The sequence below is a fragment of the Tateyamaria armeniaca genome (genome assembly GCF_045797845.1).
Classification (GTDB): domain Bacteria; phylum Pseudomonadota; class Alphaproteobacteria; order Rhodobacterales; family Rhodobacteraceae; genus Tateyamaria; species Tateyamaria armeniaca.
In genome coordinates this window covers 3,486,502-3,504,388 of sequence record NZ_JBHDIY010000002.1, presented here as the reverse complement: position 1 = coordinate 3,504,388, position 17,887 = coordinate 3,486,502, and the positions used below count along the sequence as shown (strand labels likewise).

Annotated in this window: 19 protein-coding genes and 1 pseudogene; 8 read left to right on the top strand and 12 right to left on the bottom strand. The window is 60.8% G+C overall.

Annotation, left to right across the window (positions count from 1 at the left end):
* Positions 1-9: 9 nt before the first annotated feature.
* The 3 genes from ACERZ8_RS17840 to ACERZ8_RS17830 are packed head-to-tail and all read left to right on the top strand — an operon-like array spanning position 10 to position 1,443.
* On the top strand, positions 10-753 hold the full coding sequence (locus tag ACERZ8_RS17840; protein ID WP_407593493.1) for a heme ABC transporter permease: 744 nt from the start codon (positions 10-12) through the stop codon (positions 751-753).
* Positions 750-908 (top strand): heme exporter protein CcmD, encoded by a 159-nt coding sequence (gene ccmD / locus ACERZ8_RS17835; protein ID WP_407593492.1) that lies wholly within the window; start codon positions 750-752, stop codon positions 906-908. The genes ACERZ8_RS17840 and ccmD overlap by 4 nt, the downstream gene beginning before the upstream one ends.
* A complete protein-coding gene (locus ACERZ8_RS17830) occupies positions 901-1,443 on the top strand; it encodes a DsbE family thiol:disulfide interchange protein (RefSeq protein ID WP_407593491.1) in 543 nt (180 codons plus the stop codon). Before ccmD ends, ACERZ8_RS17830 begins: the two co-directional genes overlap by 8 nt.
* Positions 1,444-1,493: 50 nt before the next feature.
* Here the strand turns inward: ACERZ8_RS17830 and ACERZ8_RS17825 are convergent, their stop codons facing one another.
* The 3 genes and pseudogenes from ACERZ8_RS17825 to acnA all read right to left on the bottom strand — a co-directional run bounded on the left by ACERZ8_RS17825 (position 1,494) and on the right by acnA (position 5,206).
* Positions 1,494-1,943, bottom strand: coding sequence for a VPLPA-CTERM sorting domain-containing protein (locus ACERZ8_RS17825; RefSeq protein ID WP_407593489.1), 450 nt, complete (start codon positions 1,941-1,943; stop codon positions 1,494-1,496).
* Positions 1,944-2,013: 70 nt separating this feature from the next.
* On the bottom strand, positions 2,014-2,238 hold the full coding sequence (locus ACERZ8_RS17820; protein WP_407593488.1) for a YciI family protein: 225 nt from the start codon (positions 2,236-2,238) through the stop codon (positions 2,014-2,016).
* Between the two features lie 279 nt (positions 2,239-2,517).
* Positions 2,518-5,206: pseudogene (acnA, locus tag ACERZ8_RS17815) on the bottom strand (aconitate hydratase AcnA).
* Positions 5,207-5,456: 250 nt separating this feature from the next.
* Here acnA and ACERZ8_RS17810 point away from each other — a divergent pair.
* Positions 5,457-6,149, top strand: coding sequence for a DUF1223 domain-containing protein (locus tag ACERZ8_RS17810; protein ID WP_407593487.1), 693 nt, complete (start codon positions 5,457-5,459; stop codon positions 6,147-6,149).
* Here the strand turns inward: ACERZ8_RS17810 and ACERZ8_RS17805 are convergent.
* The 6 genes from ACERZ8_RS17805 to purB all read right to left on the bottom strand — a co-directional run bounded on the left by ACERZ8_RS17805 (position 6,142) and on the right by purB (position 11,672).
* A complete protein-coding gene (locus ACERZ8_RS17805; RefSeq protein ID WP_407593486.1) occupies positions 6,142-7,065 on the bottom strand; it encodes a lysophospholipid acyltransferase family protein in 924 nt (307 codons plus the stop codon). The genes ACERZ8_RS17810 and ACERZ8_RS17805 overlap by 8 nt on opposite strands.
* 14 nt (positions 7,066-7,079) lie before the next feature.
* Complete coding sequence (locus ACERZ8_RS17800; RefSeq protein WP_407593484.1) at positions 7,080-8,057, bottom strand: DMT family transporter; 978 nt, start codon at positions 8,055-8,057, stop codon at positions 7,080-7,082.
* A gap of 160 nt (positions 8,058-8,217) precedes the next feature.
* Positions 8,218-9,288, bottom strand: a complete 1,071-nt coding sequence (locus tag ACERZ8_RS17795; protein ID WP_407593483.1) for a flagellar motor switch protein FliG — start codon at positions 9,286-9,288, stop codon at positions 8,218-8,220.
* A 77-nt stretch (positions 9,289-9,365) separates the two neighbouring features.
* On the bottom strand, positions 9,366-9,971 hold the full coding sequence (locus tag ACERZ8_RS17790; RefSeq protein ID WP_407593482.1) for a tetratricopeptide repeat protein: 606 nt from the start codon (positions 9,969-9,971) through the stop codon (positions 9,366-9,368).
* Between the two features lie 105 nt (positions 9,972-10,076).
* The gene (locus ACERZ8_RS17785) at positions 10,077-10,241 is read right to left on the bottom strand and encodes a hypothetical protein (protein ID WP_407593481.1); all 165 of its coding nucleotides are present in this window, start codon (positions 10,239-10,241) and stop codon (positions 10,077-10,079) included.
* A gap of 123 nt (positions 10,242-10,364) precedes the next feature.
* Complete coding sequence (gene purB, locus ACERZ8_RS17780) at positions 10,365-11,672, bottom strand: adenylosuccinate lyase (RefSeq protein WP_407593480.1); 1,308 nt, start codon at positions 11,670-11,672, stop codon at positions 10,365-10,367.
* A gap of 84 nt (positions 11,673-11,756) precedes the next feature.
* On the opposite strand from purB, the gene ACERZ8_RS17775 reads away from it, so the two are divergent.
* From ACERZ8_RS17775 to ACERZ8_RS17765, 3 genes are all read left to right on the top strand, one after another.
* Positions 11,757-12,089 carry a hypothetical protein gene (locus ACERZ8_RS17775; RefSeq protein WP_407593478.1) on the top strand — a complete coding sequence of 111 codons (333 nt, stop codon included), beginning with the start codon at positions 11,757-11,759 and terminating at the stop codon, positions 12,087-12,089.
* On the top strand, positions 12,079-12,492 hold the full coding sequence (locus tag ACERZ8_RS17770) for a DUF6314 family protein (protein WP_407593476.1): 414 nt from the start codon (positions 12,079-12,081) through the stop codon (positions 12,490-12,492). The genes ACERZ8_RS17775 and ACERZ8_RS17770 overlap by 11 nt, the downstream gene beginning before the upstream one ends.
* 79 nt (positions 12,493-12,571) lie before the next feature.
* A complete protein-coding gene (locus ACERZ8_RS17765) occupies positions 12,572-13,171 on the top strand; it encodes a biotin transporter BioY (RefSeq protein ID WP_407593475.1) in 600 nt (199 codons plus the stop codon).
* 177 nt (positions 13,172-13,348) lie between these two features.
* Here ACERZ8_RS17765 and ACERZ8_RS17760 read toward each other — a convergent pair whose 3' ends face one another.
* The 3 genes from ACERZ8_RS17760 to ACERZ8_RS17750 form a co-directional block, all read right to left on the bottom strand.
* On the bottom strand, positions 13,349-14,560 hold the full coding sequence (locus ACERZ8_RS17760; protein WP_407593474.1) for a bifunctional alpha/beta hydrolase/OsmC family protein: 1,212 nt from the start codon (positions 14,558-14,560) through the stop codon (positions 13,349-13,351).
* Positions 14,561-14,704: 144 nt separating this feature from the next.
* Positions 14,705-16,357 (bottom strand): peptidoglycan-binding domain-containing protein, encoded by a 1,653-nt coding sequence (locus ACERZ8_RS17755; RefSeq protein WP_407593473.1) that lies wholly within the window; start codon positions 16,355-16,357, stop codon positions 14,705-14,707.
* 485 nt (positions 16,358-16,842) lie between these two features.
* Positions 16,843-17,067, bottom strand: a complete 225-nt coding sequence (locus ACERZ8_RS17750; protein ID WP_407593472.1) for a hypothetical protein — start codon at positions 17,065-17,067, stop codon at positions 16,843-16,845.
* A gap of 295 nt (positions 17,068-17,362) precedes the next feature.
* Here ACERZ8_RS17750 and ACERZ8_RS17745 point away from each other — a divergent pair, with 295 nt between their 5' ends.
* The gene (locus tag ACERZ8_RS17745; protein ID WP_407593471.1) at positions 17,363-17,824 is read left to right on the top strand and encodes a DUF4265 domain-containing protein; all 462 of its coding nucleotides are present in this window, start codon (positions 17,363-17,365) and stop codon (positions 17,822-17,824) included.
* Positions 17,825-17,887 lie beyond the last annotated feature (63 nt).

Here is a 17,887-nt window from a genome sequence, read left to right as displayed (position 1 = left end):
GCAGGACACATGTCGTTGTGGGAATATGCCAACCCGGTCAAGTTCTTGGCCTTAAGCGAACGGGTCATGCCGTGGCTGTGGTGGTCGTCGGGCATTTGCCTTGTGGTCGGCCTGATCTGGGGCTTTTTCTTCACCCCGGATGACTTCCGGCAAGGCTCCACCGTCAAGATCATTTACCTGCATGTGCCAAGTGCGCTGATGGCGATCAACGCGTGGTTCATGATGCTGGTCGCCTCGCTGATCTGGATCGTGCGGCGCCATCACGTGTCCGCCCTTGCGGCCAAGGCCGCTGCACCCGTGGGTGTGGTGATGACCCTGATTGCGCTGTTCACCGGCGCGATCTGGGGCCAGCCGATGTGGGGCACATGGTGGGCCTGGGATCCGCGCCTGACCTCGTTCCTGATCCTGTTCCTGTTCTACCTTGGTTACATCGCCCTGTGGGAGGCCATTGAGGACCCGGACACGGGTGCCGATTTGACCTCGATCCTGTGTCTGGTAGGCACTGTGTTTGCGGTGCTCAGCCGCTATGCGGTGAATTTCTGGAACCAGGGGTTGCATCAGGGGGCGTCGCTTTCCTTGGACAAGGAAGAGAATGTGGCGGATGTGTTTTACCAGCCGCTGCTGGTGTGCATCGCGGGCTTTGTGCTGCTGTTTCTCGCGCTTGTGCTTTATCGCACGGGCACGGAAATCCGTGTGCGGCGCACGCGGGCGCTGATCGCGCGCGAAGGGCGCGGGGTGGAGCAGGGGGTATGATGCCTGATCTGGGAAAATACGCGGATGCTGTCCTGTCGGCCTATGCGGTGTCGATTGTGCTGCTGGTCGCCATCGTGGGGCTTAGCCTGTGGCGCGGGCGACGCGTGCGCGCGCAGATGACCGAGGTCGAGAAACGGACCGGGCGCAATGGCTAAACTGTCGCCCCTCATGCTGGCCCCCATCGGCATCTTTGCCGGGTTCGTGGCGCTGGCCGCCGTGGGCATGTTTCGTGACAATCCCAATGAATTGCCTTCGACCCGTCTGGGCGGTCCGGCACCTGCGCTGACCGAAGACACGCTGGGCGATCTGCCCGGTGTCACGCCCGACATGCTCGCCAGCGGAGAAGTCACGCTGGTAAATTTCTGGGCCTCGTGGTGCCCGCCCTGCCGTGCGGAACATCCCAAATTGCTGGAAATGGCCGCCGCGGGGGTGCCGATCATCGGGGTGAATTTTCGCGACACCGAAAGTGCAGCAACGAAATATCTGGACGAGGACGGCAATCCATTTGTCGGTGTCGCCTTTGATCCTGCGGGCCGCTCGGCCATTGACTGGGGTGTGACAGCCCCGCCAGAGACGTTCATTCTGGGCCGCGACGGCACTGTGCTGTTCCGCTATATCGGGCCGCTGGTGGGGTCGGATTACCAGCAGCGCTTTGTGCCCGCGCTGGAAGAGGCGCAGGCGCAAAAATAACGCCCGGACACTTAATGCCCGGGCGCGCTGCGTGCTGAAAAATCTTTAATCTATGCTTTGCGGCGACGGCGCATGAACGCCATCAGACCGATGCCACCCACGAGCAAGGGCAGGCTCGCCGGAACGGGCACCGCTGGCACCACGTTGAACCGGAAATTGTCGACCGCACCCGATGCGCCACGGGTGTCGGTTGCGCTGCGCTGAAAGAATACGGTGATCGTGTCGTTCTGGCTCAGCAGGGCGGTCGATGCGAAATCGACCGAGCCCGTCGTATTGTCAAAGGCGCTGCCATTGCCGTTGTCGATTGTGCCCAGCAGCTGTGCGCCGAAGTTGAACAGGTAGTAGCCGTCATCCAGCGACGACGCGCCCGTCCATTCCAGCGTGATGTCGCTCAGCAGGGTCAGGGTCAGAAAACTGGTGTTGGCATCATCGTCGGGGCGACCGGGATTGCCCGCCTCCTGCTGGATCAGCACGTTGCCCGCCACGCCGTCGGCATTCATCTGGTTGAACACTTCAAGGTCGGCGTCACCGGCACAACCATTGGTGCCAAAGCCGTAGCTGCAGGTTGTGTCAAACAGGCCAACGCCTGCGCCACCGCTGGATCTCGACGCGCCAGGTCACGCCGGCGTCGGTAAAGTCGCGGGGGCTGGAAATGGCTTGCGTGGCCGAACTGTCGAGGCTGGCGACTTCGGCCGCATTGTTCGGATCAGCATCGAAGTCGAGCACATAAGTGGCCGCAGAGGCGGCAGAACCCATCACAGCACAAGTGACGGCAGAAAGAAGAATACGTTTCACGGAACACACCCAATAAGATTAACAGTTCGTTAATTTATCATGTGGCATCGCTTATGTCTAAATTTCGCCACGATTCAATTCACATGAAACCAGAGGCTGAAATAATTCCCGCGTCGCGTGTGAATTGTTCACCCTTGGCGGGTCAAAGGCCGCAGTGCCCGGCAATTGTTGCTGTGAAATGCGGTTCGAATCGGGCGCGCGACCCATACGATTCGCATCAAAAAACCCGCCAGAAGCGGGTTTTTCGCGTGATTTTCGAAAGACTGGGCTCGTCCTGTATCAGGCCGCCTGCGCGAGGTTGCGCAGCACGTAATGCAGCACGCCGCCATGTTCGATGTATTCGATCTCGATCGCCGTATCGATCCGGCATTTCAGCTGGATGTCCTTGGTTGATCCATCGCCCATCGTGATCGTGCAGGGCACAACCTCCAGCGGCTTGATCGTGTCGAGCCCGGAAATCGAAACGGTTTCCTCGCCCGTCAGACCCAGCGATTTGCGGGTGTCCCCATTGGTGAATTCGAACGGAATTACACCCATGCCCACAAGGTTCGAACGGTGGATACGCTCAAAGCTTTCGGCGATGACCGCCTTCACACCCAGCAGGGCCGTGCCCTTGGCCGCCCAGTCGCGGGATGATCCGGCGCCGTATTGCTCACCGCCAAAGATCACCAGCGGGGTGCCGTTGTCCTGATGCGCCATGGCCGCATCATAGATCGAGGTCTGTTCGCCGTCCGGACCCTTGGTATAGCCGCCTTCAACCCCATCCAGCATCTCGTTCTTGATGCGGATGTTGGCAAAGGTGCCGCGCATCATGATCTCGTGGTTGCCACGGCGCGACCCGTAAGAGTTGAATTCGCGCGGGGCGACCTGACGGTCCATCAGATACTGACCTGCGGGCGTGCTTTCCTTGAACGACCCGGCGGGCGAGATGTGGTCGGTCGTGATCATGTCACCGAGGATCGCGAGCACTTTGGCCCCCTCGATATTGCTGATCGTGCCCGGTTCGGCCCCCATGCCCTGGAAATAGGGCGGGTTTTGCACATACGTACTGGTGGGCGGCCAGTCATAGGTCAGCTCGTCCGTGGTCTCGACGCCCTGCCATTTCTCGTCACCGGTGAAGACTTCTGCATATTTCTCCTGGAAGGCATCGCGGGTCACGGTCGCCTCTACCAGTTCCGCGATCTCCTGCGTCGATGGCCAGATGTCTTTCAGGTAGACGTCATTGCCGTCCTTGTCCTGACCCAGCGGCTCGGACGACAGATCAATGTCCAGCGTGCCCGCCAGCGCATAGGCCACCACAAGCGGGGGCGAAGCGAGGTAGTTGGCGCGCACGTCCGGCGAAATCCGCCCTTCAAAGTTGCGGTTGCCGGACAGAACGGCGGTGGCAACTAGGTCGCCATCGCTGATCGCCTTGCTGATCTCGGGTTGAAGCGGGCCGGAGTTACCGATGCAGGTGGTGCAGCCATAACCAACAAGGTTGAAGCCAATCTTGTCCAGATCGTCCTGCAATTCGGCAGCCTCAAGATAGGCCGACACAACCTCGGCTTCCGGGCGCAAGCGATGTCTTGACCCACGGCTTGCGATCCAGACCAAGGGCGGCGGCCTTGCGCGCCACCAAGCCGGCCCCGATCATCACGTAAGGGTTCGAGGTGTTGGTGCACGACGTGATCGAGGCGATCACGACCTTGCCGGATTCCATGGTGTAATCTTCACCCTCGACAGGCACCTGCTTGCCCATGGGGCGCTTGAAGGTCTCTTCCATCTCGCGCTTGAACGCGGCCTTGGCATCTGTCAGCGCCACGAAATCCTGCGGGCGTTTGGGGCCCGAGATCGCAGGCACGATGGTGCCCATATCAAGGTGAAGGGTGTCGGTGTAGACAGGGGCGTAATCATCGCCGCGCCACATGCCGTTTTCCTTGGCATAGGCTTCGACCAGCGCGATGCGGTCCTCATCCCGGCCTGTGTTGCGCAAGTAGCGCAGGGTTTCATTGTCGATGGGGAAGAAGCCACAGGTGGCGCCGTATTCAGGGGCCATGTTGGCGATTGTCGCACGATCCGCGAGCGGCAGACGGTTCAGACCCTCACCATAAAATTCCACGAATTTGCTGACGACGCCCTTTTCACGCAGCATCTCAACCACTTTCAGCACAAGGTCGGTCCCGGTGGTGCCTTCCATCATGGTGCCGGTCAATTCGAACCCGACAACTTCGGGGATCAGCATCGAAATGGGCTGGCCCAGCATTGCGGCCTCGGCCTCGATCCCGCCAACGCCCCAGCCCAGAACGGCCGCGCCGTTGACCATGGTGGTGTGCGAGTCCGTGCCGACCAGCGTGTCGGGGTATGCGACCTCGGTGCCGTTCTGATCCGTGTCGGTCCAGACGGTCTGGGCCAGGTATTCAAGGTTCACCTGGTGGCAGATGCCGGTGCCGGGGGGCACGACGCGAAAGTTGTTGAACGCGTTCTGGCCCCACTTGAGGAAGGTATAGCGCTCCATATTGCGCTCGTATTCGCGATCCACATTCATCTGGAAGGCGCGCGGGTTGCCGAATTCGTCGATCATGACCGAGTGGTCGATAACCAGATCGACAGGGTTCAGCGGGTTGATCTGCTCCGCATCACCGCCAAGGGAGACGATGGCGTCGCGCATGGCCGCAAGGTCCACAACCGCAGGCACGCCGGTGAAATCCTGCAGCAGCACGCGGGCAGGGCGATAAGCGATCTCGCGCGGGTTCTGGCCGCCTTTGTCGGCCCATTCGGCAAATGCCTTGATGTCGTCGACGCTGACGGTCTTGCCGTCCTCGAAGCGCAGCATGTTTTCCAGCACCACCTTCAGGGCGGCGGGCAGTTTGGAAAAGTCGCCAAGCCCGGCCTCGGTCGCGGCGGGGATGGAATAGTAGTCAACGGACTGTGATCCAGCGGTAAGCGTCTTGCGCGTCTTGGAGCTGTCGTGGCCAACTGTGATGGGCATGGGGGAATCCTTTCCTTGCGGCGGCGGGGGGCAGTTTGGTCACCTCATGCCTCAAGCGGGGCATTGGTTCAACTGGAATTGAGCCATCTGCGACGATTTTGTATACCATGGTGTACCGAAAGTGCGGCAAGTTCGAAAGATTGTACTGTCACATACGCTCAACAAACATTGATTGGCGAAATCGCATGGGCTTTCGTATGTGGGTCAGACACCGCTAAGTGTGACAAACAAAAAACCCGGGCTGCCCTTTATGAAATATCTGATCCCTCTGGTCTTTGCCGTCTTAGGTGCGGTTGCGGCACCTGCCTCGGCACAATCCCCGGTAGTTGTGGAGCTGTTCACCTCGCAGGGCTGTTCGTCCTGCCCACCGGCGGACAAGCTGATGCACGAACTGGCCAAACGGGATGACGTGATCGCGCTCGCGCTGCACGTGGATTACTGGGACTATATCGGCTGGAAAGACGAATTTGCCGATCCGGCCAATTCGGATCGCCAGCGCGGGTATGCGGCAGAGGCCGGGCGGCGGTCGGTCTACACCCCGCAGATGATCATCAACGGCACCACGGACATTGTCGGCGCACGCCCGATGGATCTGTCCAAGGCGATTGCCGATCACAGCGCACGCACCTCGCCTGTCGCGCTGACGGCGACACGTGCGGGCGATAAGGTGCGGATCGTTGCCACAAGCACGCAACAGAATGCGGACATGCTGATCCACATGCTGCGCTACCAGCCTGAACGGACGGCCCGGATCACGCGCGGCGAAAATGCCGGGCACACGCTGACCTATGCAAATGTCACCGAAGACTGGAAAATCCTGCAGGAATGGGATGGCGTGACCGAGCTTGAGCTTGAAGCACAGGCCGCCGGAGACATCCCCGTGGTCGTCATGGTGCAGGACGGGCGGCACGGTGCGATCCTTGCAGCCGTGCAGATCAGGTAGGGTCTGACACCGGGCCCTGTTCGTAACCTTGCGTGCGCCAGCGGCGCGCCACCCACAGCCACTGACCGGGATGGGCGCGGATGCGCGCACCGATACTGTCATTCATCGCCTGCGTCATAGTCAGCGGATCAGAATGCGGAATGGGTTCTTCCATCACGCAGTCAAACGAAAGGCCATCCGCAGCGCGAATGCCGTAAAACGGGATCAGCAGCGCGTTGTAGCGCACGGCCAGTTCGGCTGCGGACACAGCCGTGCGGGCAGGATGGCCCAGAAATTCCAGAACAGGCGCGTCAAAGACGTGTTGGTCAAACAGCAACACCAGTTGGCCGCCCGCCTTGAGGTGGCGCACGAAGCCCGCCGTGCCCTTGCGCCCTTGGGCAAAGACGGGACCGCCGAGGTCGTGCATGGTGCGGGCGTAATGCTCGTTGAAATAGGGGTTGGACATATCGCGATAAAGCCCGCCGACATCAAACCCGGCCCCCAGCAGGGCGGCGCGCACCGCCTCGTAATTGCCAAAGTGCCCGGTCACCATGATGACGGGCTGGCCGCGCTCCACCGCCTGTTGCAGATGCTCAAAACCGCCCCCCGACACCGCGGCCCCTTTCTGGCGGGCCAGCAGATCCTTGGTTGAATAGTTCTCGATCAGGGTGCGTCCTGTATTGTTCAGGCTTTCGCGCGCGATGCGGCGGTGTTCGGCGTGGGGCAGGTGGGGCATGGCAAAGGCGACATGGCCTTCGGCGCGCTTCAGGAACCCGGCGGCAGGCCCGATCACGTGGGCCATCACCCATCCCAGAAAGGGCACGCGCCAGCGATAGGGCAGGGCCAGTGCCGCATTGATAAAGGCGCGCGCAACGGCGTTCGTTGCGATATAGCCCGCCTTGGTCAGCGCCGGAATGTCGTCTGCTTCGTGCCGCATGCGCGCCCTTGATGTCAGCGCGTGCGGGGTGCGCGCGCCTCTCGGTGCCAGACATAAATCCCCGCCCCAGCGATCACAAGCGCGCCCAGCAGGGTCAGCGCATCGGGCACTTCGCCAAACAGGACCAGCCCCCAGATGACGGCAAAGACGATGCCGGCATAGTTGAACGGGGCCAGCAGCCCCGCCTCGGCCATGGACAGGGCGCGGATCAGCATCAACTGACCGGCCGTGCCTGCCGCGCCGACCATGAACAACAAGGCGATGCTTGCACCGTTCAGCGGCGGCACGTGGAACGGGACGATTGCCGTCAGGATCACGGCGCCCACCAGACCGGTGTAAAACAGCGAGGTCCAGACATCTTCGTCCGGCCCCAGCCGCCGTGTGATCAGGGTATAGCTCGAGAAACAGAAGGCAGCCAGCAGGGGCAGAATGCTGGCCGGTTGGAACACGTCCGTTCCCGGGCGGATCACGATCAGCGCCCCGACTAGGGCCAGCACGATTGCAAAGATGCGGCGCGGCCCCAACGCCTCGCCCAGAAACAACGCACCGCCCAGTGTGATCAGCAGCGGGTTCACCATGATGATGGCCGTCGCCTCGGCCAGACCGATCTGTCCCAGCGCGAGGAAAAAGAAGAAGGTGGCCATCATCAACAGGACCGACCGGGTGATCTGCAGTTTGGGATACTGGCTGCGGACCACGTGGCGCAGGCGCGGCGCAACCAGCAGGATCACGATGATCATCTGCCCGGCATAGCGCGCCCAAAGGGCCGGGATCGTGCCGGTCATCGGGCTCACCGCCTTGACCGCGACATCCATCAGCCCAAAGCAAAAGATCGCCGCAACCGCGAGCAGAATGGAGCGGGTGGGAGGAGGTGTGGCGTGGCTCATGATGGTGCCATAGGGGGTTTGCGCGGCGAAGGGAATGCGGGTTGTCAGGGGAAATGCGGTGGGGGGGCCACGTGCAGGCATCCGATCCGTGACAGTGTCGCGCATCAGCGCCTGCGCGATGGATCAGACGGCAGGCATACCACTGTCACCGCTCGTCCTGTGTGAACCGAAACAACACTACAGCACCCAACGGCGTCGCAGTTTACCACCAGAGACCACAGCGGGCACATAACTGTGCCGTTGTGCAACGCGGCAGCCCGATCCGCTACCCTTCATCCGGGCTGACCAGCATCAAATCGCCCGCAGATTCCATCGCGCGAATGGTTGTGACCACGGCGGACATCGCCGCATCGGCATCGGCGGGTTTGGGCGTTCCGGCCTCTGCCACCTCTTCGCGCAGCTGGTCGGCAAGGCGCGCGGACATGTTTTCGAGGATGAACTCAACTGTCCGTTCCAGCCCCATATTGCCCGCACCGGCAAGGGCCGTGACCAGATCGCTCTGTTCAATATCGCGCAGAATGCGGGGCACATCCCGCGGCGCAATACGGTCGGGAATGTTGGCAAAGGTAAAGATCGCCTTGCGCACGGCATTGGCAAACCCCTCGTCGGATTCATCAAGACCCGCAAGCACATCGTCACGCGTCATCGACGTGGTCGAATTGAGGATCGCGCCCACGCGTTCGACCGGACCGTCATCAAAGGCCTTGACCGGGCGCGCGTCCAGTTGCGCCGCCAGCGACAGGCCAATCCGTTCCACCGCCTCGGGGCTGACAGCGTTGGTCTTGGACACGGCATAGGTGATCTGGCGCGCGCGCGGGCCGGGCAGTTTGCCCAGCAGTGCCGCGGCCTTGCTCACATCCAGCTTGGACAGCATGACGGCAGCAATCTCGACACTTTCGTTTTCAAGCACGGGCACCAGCAGATCGTTGTCCATCGTCTTGATGCGGGCCCATGGATTGCCGCTTTCCCGCACACCCGCCTCTTTGCGCAGGCGCGCGGCGGTGTGCGGGCTGATCTTGCCGTCAAGCGCACTCAGCGCGCCCGCCATCCCGCCGGGAAAGCTCAGACCGATCCGCTCCACCTCTTCTGCGAATTCGGCGACAACGGCCTTCAGCGTATCGCGGTCGACCATCCGCATCGATCCCATCGCCTTGGTCAGATGGGCCTGCAATTCGTCGGGAAGATCCTCAAGCGGAATATCGGCGCCCTCGTTCAGCAACAAACGCACGACAATGGCCGCCTTGGCCCGGCGGCTGAGTTTCGCGGTCGTTAAAGAAGAGCCGCCGCCCGATTGCATCAAAGCAGGGGCGGCGGTCATAGGTACCAGTTCAGTCATGACCCGCCTTGAAGCTGTTTGGCACAGTTCTGGCAGGCAATGGTTGAAAAACTCTCAACCAATGACCGGGGCAGGGATCAATAGTTGTAGGTTTCGCCCGACTGGATCGCCTGACGCAATGACGCCTCGGCCCATGTGCCCGCGCCGCCACGCGCCTGGATTTCACGCAACTGCGTCATTGCGGCAACCTTGTCACCTGCGGCCAGTTTGCCCTGACCCATATAGGAACGCGCCAGAATGTTGTCGGGGTTCACGGTCAGCGCCTGCTCGTAATACAGATCGGCCTGTTGCAGATCGCCCAGTTTGCGCGCGGTAAAGCCGCGATAGGTCAGCACACGGTCGTCAAGCTGATCGGGCATCTGGTCCAGCACCTCGATCGCTTCGCCGTAGCGGCCCGCATAGGCCAGTTCACGAATGGCCTTGTAAAGCGTGTCGCTGTCCAGATGCGAGGTCTTGTCGGGGCGCACGCATTTGCGGATGTCTGCATCCCACACGCCGTTCACAGGCTGCGAAAAGCGCACGTATTTCTTGATCTCCGGATCCCACTGGCGGGCCTGAAGGCAGTTCTGCGTGGTTTCGGTTTTCTTCGGCTTCACTTCGCTTTCGCCGCCTGCGGCAAAGCCGGTTGTGGGCAGGGCAAGGGGCAGAGCGATGGCAGTGGTCAGGATCAGGGTACGTAGCATGGTCAGGTCTCCGAAATTGGACGCGCTTGGTTGATTGTAACGGGGTAACCCCGCGCGCCCCTGATTTATGCGATCACGAAACCGTGATATGCTGACGTGTCTGTCTTAGCTGGTGGTCGGCAGGCAGGTTTTTGTGCTGGCGTCATAGGTGGTTCCGGCCGCACAGGACATGGCCTGCTGATCGTATTTGCCATAATTGCAGCCTTCGGCGAACGCCAAAGCGGGGGCGAGGGTGAGGGCAAGAGCCATAAAACATGTCTTGGTCGTCATCAGTCGTCTCCTATGTTCAGGTGACGTAAGGGTAGGGCAGATCGCGCGCCGATCAAAACGATTTGTGGCGCAGGCGCAGTATGGCGCACCCATTGCGCATGTTTTACAGGCGTTTTGGCGGCCTCACTCCTCGCCAAAGACGCGTGCAAAAATCGTATCCACGTGCTTGGTATGATAGCCGAGGTCGAATTTCTCCTCGATCTCGTCGGCGCTGAGGGCGGCCAGCACATCCGCATCGGCCAGCAATTCCTCTTTGAAATCGGTCCGGTGTTCCCACACTTTCAGCGCATTGCGCTGCACGTAAGTATAGGCGTCCTCGCGGCTGACCCCGGCCTGGGTCAGGGCCAGCAGCACCCGTTGGCTCATCACCAGCCCCGGGAATTTGTTCATGTTGTCGAGCATGTTTTCAGGGAAAATCAGCATCTTGTCGATCACACCGGTCAGGCGGGACAGCGCGAAATCAAGTGTGATGGTCGCATCGGGGCCGATCATCCGCTCGACGCTGGAATGGGAAATATCACGCTCGTGCCACAGGGCGACATTCTCCATCGCCGGGATCACGGCGCTGCGCACCATGCGCGCAAGGCCGGTCAGGTTCTCGGTCAGCACCGGGTTCTTCTTGTGCGGCATCGCGCTTGAGCCCTTCTGGCCCATGGAGAAGAACTCGGCCCCCTCAAGCACTTCGGTGCGCTGCATGTGGCGGATTTCGGTCGCGATGTTTTCGATGCTGGATGCAACAACGCCCAAAGTGGCGAAAAAGGCCGCATGACGGTCGCGCGGGATGACTTGGGTTGAGATCGGCTCGGGCACCAGACCCAGCTTGTCGCAGACATGTTCCTCGACTGCCGGATCGATATTGGCGAATGTACCAACCGCACCGCTGATCGCGCCGGTGGCAATCTCGGCGCGCGCATCGCGCATGCGCGACAGGTTGCGATCCATCTCGGCATAAAAGCGCGCGAATGTCAGGCCCATCGTGCTGGGTTCGGCGTGAATGCCATGGCTGCGCCCGATGCGCACCGTATCCTTATGCTCAAGTGCGCGGCGTTTGAGGGCGGCGAGCAGCCCTTCGATGTCCGCCACCAGCAGATCGGCGGCGCGGGTCAGCTGCACGTTGAAACAGGTGTCGAGCACATCCGAAGACGTCATGCCCTGATGGACAAAGCGGGCCTCGTCCGATCCGACATGTTCGGCCAGATGGGTGAGAAAGGCGATGACATCGTGTTTGGTCACCGCCTCGATCTCGTCAATGCGGGCAACATCGAATTCCACGTCCTTGGCCTTCCACACCGCTTGGGCATTTTCGCGCGGGATCACACCCAGATCGGCCATGGCATCGCAGGCATGGGCCTCGATCTCGAACCAGATGCGGAACTTGGTGGCCGGCTCCCAGATCGCGACCATGTCGGGGCGGGAATAGCGTGGGATCATGTCGGGCACCTTTTTCTTGACTGTCGGATATGTCCCGGCGCTCTTAGACTGCGCATGCTGGAACGACAAGATAAGGCTATGGTCATGAGACGCTTTGCCCTGATCCTCGCGCTTTGTGCGCCCGAAAGTGCCGCAGCCGACTGGGTTGCGTTGTCCGGAGCGGAGATACGCGCGGCCCTTGAGGGGCAAAAGCTGGTCTATGCGAACGCAACGCAGGAGTTCCGCGCATCGGGCAAGACGCTGTATACGACGAACGGACGTGACAGTTGGGGAAACTGGCGGATCGAGGATGATCAATATTGCAGCCAATGGCCGCCTTCGGATTTGTGGGCCTGCTATGGGTTGGAGCGTGCGGACGCAGCCCTGCGCTTTGTCGGGGACGCTGATGACATCACCGAAGCCACCTATGCCGACTGAGCGCAGCCTGTCCGATTTTCTGGGAGATTGGGAGATCACACGGCAGATCATCCCGGCCTCGGGGCCGCCTGCGTCCTTTGCCGGGCAGGCAACATGGCGCGCAGTGCAGGGCGGGGCGGAATACAGCGAGAGCGGCATTCTGCGACTGGAGGGGGCAGCGCCGATGACGGCAGAGCGGCGGTACCTGTGGGGCGATGACCTGTCGGTGCGTTTCGAGGATGGGCGCGACTTTCATGTGGTGCCAGCTGCCGGGGGGCAGGCCACGCATTTCTGCGATCCTGACACTTATCTGGTGACCTATGACTTTGCCGACTGGCCCGCATTCACGGTGCGCTATGACGTGCGCGGGCCACGCAAGGCCTACGCGATGATCAGCCACTATACACGCGCCGCACCGGCCTGACGGGCGCCCTTTGCACTTGCAGAAACCCTGCCGCCTTGGCACAACTGGCCAAGGTTTTCACATCACAAGGCGAGAGTTCATGGAAAAAACGTGGAATAACAGAGTGCTGAGCGACGTTCTTGGCGCGGATGAGGGCACGGCCCTGCGCGTCAAGCAAGTGGTTCTGGTGCTGGTGGGTGTCCTTGTTCTGGCTGTCGCGGCCAAGATCAAAGTGCCGATGTGGCCGGTGCCGATCACCATGGGCACCTTTGCGGTTCTGACCATCGGGGCCGCCTATGGCGCGCGTCTGGGTCTGGTGACGATCCTTGCCTACATGATCATCGGCGCGCTTGGCTTTGATATCTTTGCCGGATCGTCGGCCGAGGCTGCGGGGCTTACATATATGATGGGCGGCACGGGCGGTTACCTGGTGGGCTATGTGCTGGCCACGCTGGCACTCGGCGCACTGGCGCAGCGCGGCTGGGATCGCTCGGTGCTCTGGATGGCGCTGGCGATGCTGATCGGCACGGTGCTGATCTATGTGCCGGGCCTGTTGTGGCTCGGTCAGCTTTATGGCTGGGACAAGCCGATCCTTGCATGGGGTCTGACACCGTTCCTGATTGGTGATGCGCTGAAATTGGCGCTGGCAGCCCTTGTTCTGCCCGCTGTCTGGGCACTGGTGGGCCGCGCACGCGGCTGATCCAACCCGCGTTATCTGATTGAGAGGCGCGCAGGCCCTGCCGGGCTTGCGCGCCTCATTTCATTTTGGGCTGTGTATTGGGCGTTCTCGCAAGGGGTATGTGCTGCGCGTTTGGCGGATCGGCCCTGTGGGGAGGGTTTTTTCAAATCAGGCAAGCGGGGCGGGGCGTCTCGTGGCTCAGGGCGCGAGTTCGGTGATCACGGTTGAGCTTTGCTCCAACGTGCGGTGCACCGGGCATCTGTCGGCAATTTCGAGCAGGCGTGCGCGTTGCTCGCCATCCAACTGGCCGCGCAGGGCGATGCGCCGTTTCCACTCATCAATCTTGTCACCGCTGCCAGTGTCGGCATCCTGTGCGTGCACTTTGTTGTGGCTCACGTCGACTGACACGTGCTCAAGGGGCCAGCCCTTGCGCCGTGCATACATGCGGATCGTCATCGAGGTGCAGGCGGCAAGCCCGGCGCTGAGCAGCCCGTAAGGGGACAGGCCCTGGTTGGTGCCGCCATAGGCGCGCGGCTCATCCGCGAGGATATGGTGGCGCGTGCCATGGGTGATGTCCTGCAAATAGCCGTTCGGGTCCGCTTCGGAACTGCGCACGATCCCTTCCGGCGCGCCGATGGGCGGGGCAGGTGGTTTCAGGGCGAGGTATTTCTTGGCCCATGTAGCGATGATGTCAGCGGCATATTCAGCATGTTCGGCCCGCGTGATCAGGTGATCGGCGTCATCCAGCGTCACAAAGCTTTTGGGATGTTTGGCGGCCAGAAAGATCTGGCTGGCATTGTCGATCCCGACGATGGCATCACCGGGCGCGTGCAGCACCATGAGCGCCGCATTCAGTTTCGCAATCGCCGGGGCGAGGGCGGTGCCGGAGACATCTTCGACAAAGGACTGCCCGATGCGGAACGGACGCCCGCCAAGGGACACTTCGGCCGCGCCCTTGGCGGCAATTTCGGGCAGGGCATCGGCAAAGTTGTGCGTGACGTGGCCCGGATCAAACGGGGCACCCAGGGTCGCCACGGCCTTGATCTGGGGCAGGTCCGCTGTGGCCCTCAGCACCGCAGCACCGCCCAGCGAATGGCCGATCATCAGGGCAGGCGGCATGCCCCGCGTTTCGAGGTAGTCCACCGCGCGCGCAAGGTCCTGCACGTTCGAGGTAAAGGAGGTGTTGGCAAATTCACCGTCGCTGTGCCCGAGGCCAGTAAAGTCAAAGCGCAGGACCGCAATGCCCAGCGTTGTCAGGCGCGCCGCAATCCGGCGGGCAGCGGGGATATCCTTGCCGCAGGTAAAGCAGTGGGCAAAGACGGCCGTGGCCAGATGCGGCCCATCGGGCAGATCAAGGCGGGCGTCCAGCGTGCCTGCGTGGCCATCGAATGTGATGCGTTCAGTTGGCATGTCGGTATCCTTCGCGTTGGCCCAAGGATGGGGGTGGCGGGCCTGCTGTGAAGGGGGGTGTAATATGGGTGACGGGGATGTGTTGGATCAGCACCGCACGCACAGGCGCGGTGTCAGCCGTTCACACGTGCCCCGGGGCCTGCTCTACTTCGCCTTTTCCAGCTTTTTGTAGTATTTGCCGACTTCAGACTTCATCAGCGCATCCAATTCGTCATGCAGCGCCTTGGATTTGCGCAACTCGGCCTCGTACATTTTGCCCAGTTGCTTTTCGTTCTCGGTGCCGCTCGCCATGTCGACGGTCTTCAGAACGGCCGTCTCGGTCACCTTGCCGCTGATTTTTTCCGAGATGTTCTGGGCAATATCAGGCCCGTGTTTGACGAGGATCTTGGTCAGGTTGTCCTCATCCGGGTACAGCTTGCGCAGCATGTCCGGCGCGCCCTTGAGGTATTTGGAATGGACCAGCTTGCCAACCACAAGGCTCGTGCGCATGGGCCGTTCGCTGTTGAACTTTGAAATGGATTTGCCGATGCCACCTTTCAGCAGACCCGCCGTGGCCGCCTTGAAAAACGCGTCCTGAAAATCCTTGCCGGTGACCTTGCCCTTTTCGATGCCGGTCTTGAGGAGCATGAAGGTCTCCTTGGCCATATTCTCCATGTACGCCTGACCGGCCCCGGACTTCAGAAAGTTGGTGATCAGCTTGTCGATGGCTTCCTTGGGGATCTTGTTGGTGCCGAGTTTCGAAAACAGTTGCACCGAAAAATCACCTGCAAACTTCTTGGCCATGGCAGGGCCCAGCTTGCCGGTGATGGCCGCACCGGCCCCGGCAAAGAACATGTCCAGCGCAACCTTCTTGGCGGCCCCCTCAAAGGTGACGTTGTTGCCTGCCAGAACTTCGCCCACCTGGCCTGCGCTGGACTTGATGCCCTCGACAGAGGTGGCGGCGAGGATCTGGGCCTCGTAGGGTTTGATCTTGCCCTTGGACTGGATCACGATCTGGGCGGTGACATAGACCTCGACCACGGTGAACGAGGTGTCGCGCACGATCTCCAGCGAACCTGCAAAGGCGCCCGCGGTGCCGATGCGCGCATCGATATACTTCTTGAACGCCTTCTTGCCCGCATTGTGAGCCTTCACGGCCTTGGTTTCCTGCGCGCTGATCTTTTCCCAGTTCGGCTTGGAATGGGTGGTCAGGGATTTCAGGAACTTGGCCTCGCTGCGGGCATTGAGGATGGCGTTCCAGGGCGGCTCGGCCGTCTTGTTGGCCCAGCGGACGGTAAATTCCGTCATCTGCATCATAAAGCCGTCCGCACCCTGCATGGTCTTTTCGGCGTCCTTGGCGAAATCCTCCCAGCATTCGGCCTGTCCGATCAGCCCGTCCGCGCGGTTCGAAAACTTGCGCAGCATTTCGGCCTGACGCTTTTCGAATTCCTTGATGGTGATGTGTTTGACCTTGCCGTTCTCGGTGATCTCGACCCGGTTGGCGAGTTCCTTGAGGTTGGCCTCGTGTTTCGCCTTCAGCTTGCCAAAGCCCGCTTTCCAGCTTTTGCCGCCGGGATCGATGATACCATCGGGTTTCTTGAATCCACATGCGGATTTCTGAAAGGCGCGGATCGCCTTGATCATCGCGGCACTGGCCTTGCCATCAAGGGGCACCTTGTAGCCATTGGCGATCAGAAAAAGCTGCACCATCTTCACGTCTTCGGGCTTGTTCGCCACCGGCTTGAACTTCTGGCCCTTCTTGTCGGCGATGGTGATGCGGTTCTTGTCCCCGACAGGGGCGGATATGGCGAGGCTCAAATGCGTGTCTCCTAAATCGGGGCGACCCGGGCGCGGTGGAATGCAACCGGATCCGTTCGCAAAATGCGTTTGGACTTGAGGATGCACTCTAAGGTCAAATCCGAAAAAGACAAAGGTAAGGTATACCGGAAGGTATGGTCCGTTCGGGGGCGGTGCAGGGGATGCGGGCCGCCGCGGTTCACCGACGCACCCGCGCGCCGGTCTCAAACCGCACGCGTCCGGTGAGTGCCGAATAAGATGGGCAATCTGCCCATCATTCGATGCAACAGAGCTTCGGTTCAGGTTGACGGTACAGATCGACCGCCCGAACCAAGCACCACCCAGCCCGGACTCAAGCCGAAGGCGCCGGGCAATCCATTGCCCGGCAGGCGATTTGGCCGAGGCCAAATCTGCCGAGAGGGGCCAGCCCGTTCCGTCGCACCGGAGGTGCGCGAAAAACAGGTCGGGCATGCCTTTGGCATGACGGGATGGCGATATGACACCCGTCACAACCTGCTGATCGGGAAGATGCGCATGGCAGCCATAAAGCGCAGTAGCGGTTCGGTCGGATCGCCACCCCACGGGCTGTCGATGGCACGGCTTGCGATGGCGCAGATTTCAATGCGGAGTTGGGTTTCAAAAAGAATACGCCAATGGCGACTATCGGAACGAAGCTGCCGTTCGAACATCAGACCACCCAGCCCGGAATCAAGCCGAAGGCGCCGGGCCATCGACAGCCCGTCCCGACGGGATGGCGATCTCGACACCCTCGGCAAACAGCTGAACGGGAAGATGTATTTGTCAGCCATAAAGCGCGCCAGCGGCTAAGTGGGATCGCCACCCCACGGGCTGTCGATGGCACGGCTTGCGTTGGAGCAGATTTCAATGCCGGGTTGGGTTTCCAAAAGAACCTGCCAACGGCGACTACGCGGGAGTAAGCGCCATTTCGCTTCGGCTGCACCAATGACCTCTTTAGGGGTCGGCCACGGTAGTGACTCAACGCTGTGCGCGACCTAGTGTACGCAGATGAAGGCAACAGACAATGAAATGCAGAAGGTCATATTTGATCTCGGTTCAAAGACCTGGCATGGTTTTTCAACCGAAAGTGTTTGGGCAACCAACCTTGGTTCCGGGGTCTACCAGCTTGAGAATTCGCCGTTCTTTGCAAAGGGCATCAGCTTCGGGGACACTGTTAAGACGAGCCTGATTGAAGGCCGAATAAAGGTTGTCGGCTTCGGTCTAAAATCCGGGCATTCCACATACCGAATTCTTGTTTTGCAGAAGAAGCATAAGCCAGTTCTGTTTGCCAAATGTTGGGAACCACTCGAACGCCTTGGATGCTCATACGAGCACGGAGACTTTGGTTACCAACTGTACGCCGTAGACGTTCCCGAGAACGTGGACATCCAAATGGCGTATGCGTTTTTGGAACACGGAGAGCAACAGGGCGCATGGGATTTCGAGGAAGGCCACGGCAGTCATTTGTGACAACAACTTGGATTGACTGTGCGCATGACTTCGCAATGAAGCAGCCATGCGTGTATCCCGCAG

What these genes read in the sequence shown, in the direction of transcription:
- ACERZ8_RS17840 (WP_407593493.1), top strand. Translation starts at nt 10, where the DNA reads ATGTCGTTGTGGGAATATGCCAACCCGGTCAAGTTCTTGGCCTTAAGC.
- ccmD (WP_407593492.1), top strand. Translation starts at nt 750, where the DNA reads ATGATGCCTGATCTGGGAAAATACGCGGATGCTGTCCTGTCGGCCTAT.
- ACERZ8_RS17830 (WP_407593491.1), top strand. Translation starts at nt 901, where the DNA reads ATGGCTAAACTGTCGCCCCTCATGCTGGCCCCCATCGGCATCTTTGCC.
- ACERZ8_RS17825 (WP_407593489.1), bottom strand. Translation starts at nt 1,943, where the DNA reads ATGAATGCCGACGGCGTGGCGGGCAACGTGCTGATCCAGCAGGAGGCG.
- ACERZ8_RS17810 (WP_407593487.1), top strand. Translation starts at nt 5,457, where the DNA reads ATGAAATATCTGATCCCTCTGGTCTTTGCCGTCTTAGGTGCGGTTGCG.
- ACERZ8_RS17805 (WP_407593486.1), bottom strand. Translation starts at nt 7,065, where the DNA reads ATGCGGCACGAAGCAGACGACATTCCGGCGCTGACCAAGGCGGGCTAT.
- ACERZ8_RS17800 (WP_407593484.1), bottom strand. Translation starts at nt 8,057, where the DNA reads ATGCGCGACACTGTCACGGATCGGATGCCTGCACGTGGCCCCCCCACC.
- ACERZ8_RS17795 (WP_407593483.1), bottom strand. Translation starts at nt 9,288, where the DNA reads ATGACTGAACTGGTACCTATGACCGCCGCCCCTGCTTTGATGCAATCG.
- ACERZ8_RS17790 (WP_407593482.1), bottom strand. Translation starts at nt 9,971, where the DNA reads ATGCTACGTACCCTGATCCTGACCACTGCCATCGCTCTGCCCCTTGCC.
- ACERZ8_RS17785 (WP_407593481.1), bottom strand. Translation starts at nt 10,241, where the DNA reads ATGACGACCAAGACATGTTTTATGGCTCTTGCCCTCACCCTCGCCCCC.
- purB (WP_407593480.1), bottom strand. Translation starts at nt 11,672, where the DNA reads ATGATCCCACGCTATTCCCGCCCCGACATGGTCGCGATCTGGGAGCCG.
- ACERZ8_RS17775 (WP_407593478.1), top strand. Translation starts at nt 11,757, where the DNA reads ATGAGACGCTTTGCCCTGATCCTCGCGCTTTGTGCGCCCGAAAGTGCC.
- ACERZ8_RS17770 (WP_407593476.1), top strand. Translation starts at nt 12,079, where the DNA reads ATGCCGACTGAGCGCAGCCTGTCCGATTTTCTGGGAGATTGGGAGATC.
- ACERZ8_RS17765 (WP_407593475.1), top strand. Translation starts at nt 12,572, where the DNA reads ATGGAAAAAACGTGGAATAACAGAGTGCTGAGCGACGTTCTTGGCGCG.
- ACERZ8_RS17760 (WP_407593474.1), bottom strand. Translation starts at nt 14,560, where the DNA reads ATGCCAACTGAACGCATCACATTCGATGGCCACGCAGGCACGCTGGAC.
- ACERZ8_RS17750 (WP_407593472.1), bottom strand. Translation starts at nt 17,067, where the DNA reads ATGGCCCGGCGCCTTCGGCTTGATTCCGGGCTGGGTGGTCTGATGTTC.
- ACERZ8_RS17745 (WP_407593471.1), top strand. Translation starts at nt 17,363, where the DNA reads ATGAAGGCAACAGACAATGAAATGCAGAAGGTCATATTTGATCTCGGT.